The organism is Eggerthella sp. (assembly GCF_048329335.1).
GTDB lineage: Bacteria > Actinomycetota > Coriobacteriia > Coriobacteriales > Eggerthellaceae > Eggerthella > Eggerthella lenta.
The window spans coordinates 1-5,094 of record NZ_DBFEGU010000163.1; the positions used below are offsets into that span (position 1 = coordinate 1).

General features: G+C 63.3%; 5 protein-coding genes. 1 reads left to right on the forward strand and 4 read right to left on the reverse strand.

All coding sequences use genetic code 11. From position 1 onward, the window contains the following. Positions 1 to 30: 30 nt before the first annotated feature. The gene (locus tag ACMO6A_RS05345) at positions 31 to 519 is read right to left on the reverse strand and encodes a PH domain-containing protein (protein WP_009305819.1); all 489 of its coding nucleotides are present in this window, start codon (positions 517 to 519) and stop codon (positions 31 to 33) included. Positions 520 to 837: 318 nt separating this feature from the next. On the opposite strand from ACMO6A_RS05345, the gene ACMO6A_RS05350 reads away from it, so the two are divergent. After that, a complete protein-coding gene (locus ACMO6A_RS05350) occupies positions 838 to 1,281 on the forward strand; it encodes a GatB/YqeY domain-containing protein (protein WP_009607949.1) in 444 nt (147 codons plus the stop codon). 119 nt (positions 1,282 to 1,400) lie between these two features. Here the strand turns inward: ACMO6A_RS05350 and ACMO6A_RS05355 are convergent, their stop codons facing one another. The 3 genes from ACMO6A_RS05355 to ACMO6A_RS05365 all read right to left on the reverse strand — a co-directional run bounded on the left by ACMO6A_RS05355 (position 1,401) and on the right by ACMO6A_RS05365 (position 5,034). Beyond that, positions 1,401 to 2,420, reverse strand: a complete 1,020-nt coding sequence (locus ACMO6A_RS05355) for a DUF4190 domain-containing protein (protein ID WP_015759894.1) — start codon at positions 2,418 to 2,420, stop codon at positions 1,401 to 1,403. Between the two features lie 104 nt (positions 2,421 to 2,524). Then, complete coding sequence (cydB, locus tag ACMO6A_RS05360) at positions 2,525 to 3,562, reverse strand: cytochrome d ubiquinol oxidase subunit II (protein WP_009305816.1); 1,038 nt, start codon at positions 3,560 to 3,562, stop codon at positions 2,525 to 2,527. Between the two features lie 2 nt (positions 3,563 to 3,564). Next, complete coding sequence (locus tag ACMO6A_RS05365) at positions 3,565 to 5,034, reverse strand: cytochrome ubiquinol oxidase subunit I (protein WP_009608109.1); 1,470 nt, start codon at positions 5,032 to 5,034, stop codon at positions 3,565 to 3,567. Between the last annotated feature and the right edge of the window lie 60 nt (positions 5,035 to 5,094).

Consider the following 5,094-nt stretch of genomic DNA (forward strand, 5'->3'; position numbering starts at 1 on the left):
GAGGTTGGGGCGGTTGGCGATAGTCCGTCATCACACGTCCTCCTGGGCCAGGCGCGCAAGCTCGGCCGCGCGATCGCGCAGCTGCTCGGCGACGTCGGCGCCGAGGCCGGGGATCTCATGCTCGCCGGCCGCCGTGGCCACCGTCACGCTGGACAGGCCGAACGCACGTAAGATGGGACCCTGGCGCGTGTCGGTGTTCTGCACGCGGATGAAGGGGATGACGAAACGCTTGCGCCACACGATTCCCTTCGCGATATCGAGGTAGTCGCTGGAAAGCTCGTAGCGCCAGCGCATGAAGCGGATGGGCGGCAGCACGATCAACCACACGATCAAGCAAGCTGCGTACGCAACGGCGACGGCGACCAGGACGACGAACATCCACGTCGCCGGATCCACCATTGCAGCGATGGCGAATGGAACGAAGCAGCAGAGGAATACCACGGTAAGCCAAATGGCGTCGTTGATGCGCCAGACCGTTTTGACCTTCGGATCGAGTTGGTGCGCCGGCAAGTCTTTCATGCGAGTCCTTCTGGTCGATGTCGATATGCTTGCTTCATCATACCAGAGCGACGCAACGTCACCAGGAGCCGCATCAACACAGAATTGCAGAGCGTCGGCGCATCGTCTAACGCGATGCGCTACGCGGGAACAGGCTTCTCGGCGCGGCCGCGGAATCGACGGGCGTTGGGAAGGCGGCTTTCGCGCAAGCATGCCAGCACGACGCACCGCAGAGCCGAACGATTCCGGATGTTTCACGTGAAACATCCGTTTGGGTTGGGCGGGGTTTCACGGTGCAGTATACTCAGGACAGCAAACTGCGAGCGAAACGAGGTTCCCATGCGCTATGACGAGCTGCAAGACGAGATCAAAAATGCGATGAGAGCAAAGGACAAGCCGAAGTTGTCCATCCTGCGCCAGGTGCACGGCGAGATCAAGAACATCGAGGTGAACGAGCGCCGCGACATCACGGACGCGGACGTGGACGCCATGCTGAAGCGCCTGATCAAGCAGACGAAGGAGACGCTGGACGGCTCCATCAAGGCCGGCAACGATCAGGAACGCACCGACACCCTGACCGCCCAGGTGGCCATCCTGGAAAGCTACCTGCCCAAGCAGGTGTCGGGCGACGAGCTGGCCGCGCTCATCGACGAGGTGCTGACCGAGACGGGCGCGTCCTCCAAGAAGGACATGGGTCGCGTCATGGGCGCCCTCACCCAGAAGACCGGCGGCAACTTCGACAAGGCGGCCGCCGCCAAGGAGCTGGGCCAGAAGCTGGCCTAGCTCCCCTCCCCCGCATCAAGCAAGAAGGCGCGCATGATGCGCGCCTTCTTTCGTTGCGACGACTGCCGTGCCCCGTGCGATACGGGGCACGGCGGAAACCGTGAAGCCGAATCGATTCTTTATAGGCCGAAAAGGTAATCTAGCTCGTCGCCCCAGGAGTCTTCGTCAACCTGCCAGGAATCGCCGTTCTTGACCACCTCCAAGCTTACGTAATCCGTGGTCATGGCGGTGGTCTTGTCCATTGCAGCCTGGTAGAGCTCGCCGAGAAGCACCTTCGCGCCGGCCTCGTCGAGGGACTGCAAGTCGCCGGCGTCGATGGCGGCTTGCGCGTCTTCCATGAACGTGGTGGCGAAGGCCATAGAATCGCGCAGCGTCACATCGGCATACACGGTGCCCGTGCCGTCGCCGTTATCGTAGGCGCCGTCGAGCTTATAGTCGAAGTCGACCAGCATCCACTCGACGAACGTCAAGGGGTCGATGCCCAAGTCGGTGAGGCTGTATCCCGTCGCGTCGGCCAGCTGCTCGTCGGCTTGGTCGGCGATCTTCCGCATAAGCACAGCATCCTTGCTCTTCAGCAGGTCGAGCTTCTCAGACGCCGCCGCTTCCATCTGCTGGTCGCCCTGCGTGATGGACGACAGGTCGGAACTTTCCAACGAGTACGTGCGATCGTATTCGTCGGACGCACCGACCACGAAGGCGAGCACGCCAACCCCGATAACCACGTACAAGACGAACGCCAGCACCGAAAGCACGATGCCGACGATGCCGCACACCTTGCCACCGGTCGCCTTACCGTCCCTGCCCGCCTGCTTAACGGCTTGGCCGGCCAGCACGATGGCGACGATACCCAGCGCGATTCCGAACAGAATAGAAGCCGAGAACAAGATGGCCAGAATGCCGCACACGAGAGCGCCGACGGCCTTGCCGTTGGATTGCGGAGGAACCGGTTGATAGTAGCCTGCAGGCTGCTGGCCGAAGGGCTGGCCCGGCTGCTGACCGTAAGGCGCGGATCCGGGCGCTTGCGCGGACTGCGGCATCGGCTGCGTCGGTTGCGCCGGAGAACCGGGCGGCGCGGAAACGGTGGGCGGTACGGGCGGCTGCGGCGGTACGGGCGGCTGCGGCGCGGTCTGCTCATCCATGGAAAATCCCCTTTCAGGTGCGGTTTCCGACAGTATAGCAAAGGAGCCGTCGGATTTCCGACGGCTCCTGGCAGTTCGCTTCTATGCAAGGAACGGCATCCGCTCTAGTAGTGCGCCAGATCCTCTTCCTTCACACGACCGCGGAACGTGCGGTAGATGATGACGTGATAGACCAGCACCAGCGGCAGGCCCACGCACGTGATGATGGTCATCCACATCAACGTGAGCTCGGACGACGCGGCGCTCATGGCCGTGATGGCCGGGCCGACGCTATCGGCCGAAGCAACCACGAAGTTCGGGAACATCGAAGCGGCCAGCAGCAGCACCAGCAGCGCCGCCGCGCCCGACTGGGCGATGAAGGCGCCCAGGTCGCAGTCCTTGCTCTTCGCGAAGAACACGGAGGCGACGATGGCAACCACGAACAGGGCGGCCAGCAACCAGCGAACCGCTCCCAGCAGGGGATCCATTGCCGGCTGAATGCCCAGCAGAGCATAGGCGGTCACCGCGACGAACAGCACCAGCGACACGATCTGCAGCGGGAAGCGCAGCTTCGCGGCGCGCGCCTGCAGGTCGCTAGGCTTCGGCGCCTTGAGCGCCAGCCAGGACGCCCCTTGCGCCAGGAACATCGACAGGCCCAGCAGGCCGCACAGCAGCGTGAACGGGGTGATGAGGCCCAGCAGCGGAATGCCCGTGTAGTCGCCGTTGGCGCTCATGGGGATGCCCGCGTAGATGTTGCCCACGGCAACGCCCAGCAGCAGCGCCGGCAGCAGCGAGCCCACGAAGAAGCAGCCGTCCCACACCTTCGCCCACTTGTGGTCGATGCCGCGGTATTCCAGCGAAACAGCACGCACGATCAGGCCGAACAGCACCAGCATGACCGCCAGATAGAACCCGGAGAACGTGGTGGCGTATGCCGCCGGGAACGCCGCGAACAGCGCGCCGCCTGCGGTGAGCAGCCACACCTCGTTGCCGTCCCACACCGGGCCGATGCTCGTGCGCACAACGGCCTTTTCTTCATCGCCCTTCGCCACGAAGGGGTACAGCACGCCCGCGCCCAGGTCGAAACCGTCGAGCACGAAATAGCCGGCGATCAACACGAAGATCAGGAGGAACCAAAGCCCCTGGAAGAACGTGATTTCCATGACTACTCACCTTCCTTCGCGAGGTCGTCGCCGAACGAGGGGGCTGCTTTGCCCTTCGGGGTCTTGCCCGCAGCGGCGCCCTCCAACGCAGGCTCATGCTCTGCAACCGGCCCTTCCTTGATGAAGCGACCCATCGTGCGAGCCCACGCGACCATGAGGAACGCGTACACCACCAGGAACAGCACCATCGTGATCACCAGCTCGGGAGCGGACACCGACTGCGAGACGCCCTCGTTCGTGAGCAGGCTGACGCCTTCGGGGCTGGTTGCGGACGGGTACACCACCCACGGCTGGCGGCCGACTTCGGCCGTGAACCAGCCCGCCTGAATGGCGATGAGCGGGAACACCGGCGAGATGAGCACCAGGCGCTGCAACCACTTCATGTTCTGGATCTTGCCGCCGCGCAGCGTGAATACGAGCGCCAGGATAACGGTGAGCATGATGAGGCCGTACATGGCAACCATGAGGTGGTACGTCTGGAACACGAAGTTCACCGGCGCGGTTTCGGGATCGAGAGCACCGTACTCGGCGGAAGCGGCCAGCTGGTTGAGGCCCTCGTACTCGGTGTCCCAGGTGCCGGTTGCAAGGAAGCTCGTGCCACCCGGGATGGAGAACGGGGTGATGACCTTCTGGTTCTCCTCGTCAACCCACCCGAACGCGTACAGAGGAGGCACCTCGGAGTCGTACATGCCCTCCATCATGGCAAGCTTCGTGGGCTGCTCCTCGGCGACGGTGACGGCGGAGGAATGAGCCGTGACCAGCATGACGCAGCTGACCACGATGCCCACCACGGCGCCCAGCTTCATCGTCTTCATGGCGAATTCCTTGTGGCGGTTCTTGATGAGGTACCACGCGGAAACGGCCATGGCCACGAACGCGCCCATGATGAGCACGGCCACGATGGTGTGCGAGTAGCGCGGCCATACCGACGGGTTCATCGCCGCGGTCAGGAAGTCGGTGATGACGGCCTTCGAGCCGTCGGCGGACAGCTCCGCGCCGGCCGGGGTCTGCATCCACGAGTTCGCGATGAGGATCCACAGGGCCGACAGAGCCGAGCCGAACCACACGAGCCAGGCCGACACCATGTAGAACTTCGGCGACACGCGCTTGCGCCCGAACAGCAGCACGCCCAGGAACGTGGACTCCAGGAAGAACGCGAGCAGCGCCTCGGCGGCCAGCGGCGCACCGAAGATGTCGCCGACGAACCTCGAGTAATCCGCCCAGTTCGTTCCGAAGGAGAACTCCATCGTGATGCCCGTGGCCAAGCCTAACACGAACGTCGCGGTGAAGATCTTCACCCAGAACTTGGTGGCAGCCGCGTCCTTCGGGTCGCGGGAACGGTAGTACCGTGTTTCGTTGATGGCAAGGATAAGTCCCAAACCGATGGTCAACGGCACGAAAATGAAGTGATACGCCGCCGTGCAAGCGAACTGCAAACGCGCCAGAAGCACAGGATCGGAGAAGATATCCATCGCACACCCCCTTACTCTCGTCTGTACCGACAGATGTCTATGGGGCGCATTATACCATCA

Bases quoted from the DNA above. Each gene is read 5' to 3' on its own strand.
- ACMO6A_RS05350 (WP_009607949.1), top strand. From the start codon at position 838: ATGCGCTATGACGAGCTGCAAGACGAGATCAAAAATGCGATGAGAGCA.
- cydB (WP_009305816.1), bottom strand. From the start codon at position 3,562: ATGGAAATCACGTTCTTCCAGGGGCTTTGGTTCCTCCTGATCTTCGTG.
- ACMO6A_RS05365 (WP_009608109.1), bottom strand. From the start codon at position 5,034: ATGGATATCTTCTCCGATCCTGTGCTTCTGGCGCGTTTGCAGTTCGCT.
- ACMO6A_RS05345 (WP_009305819.1), bottom strand. From the start codon at position 519: ATGAAAGACTTGCCGGCGCACCAACTCGATCCGAAGGTCAAAACGGTC.
- ACMO6A_RS05355 (WP_015759894.1), bottom strand. From the start codon at position 2,420: ATGGATGAGCAGACCGCGCCGCAGCCGCCCGTACCGCCGCAGCCGCCC.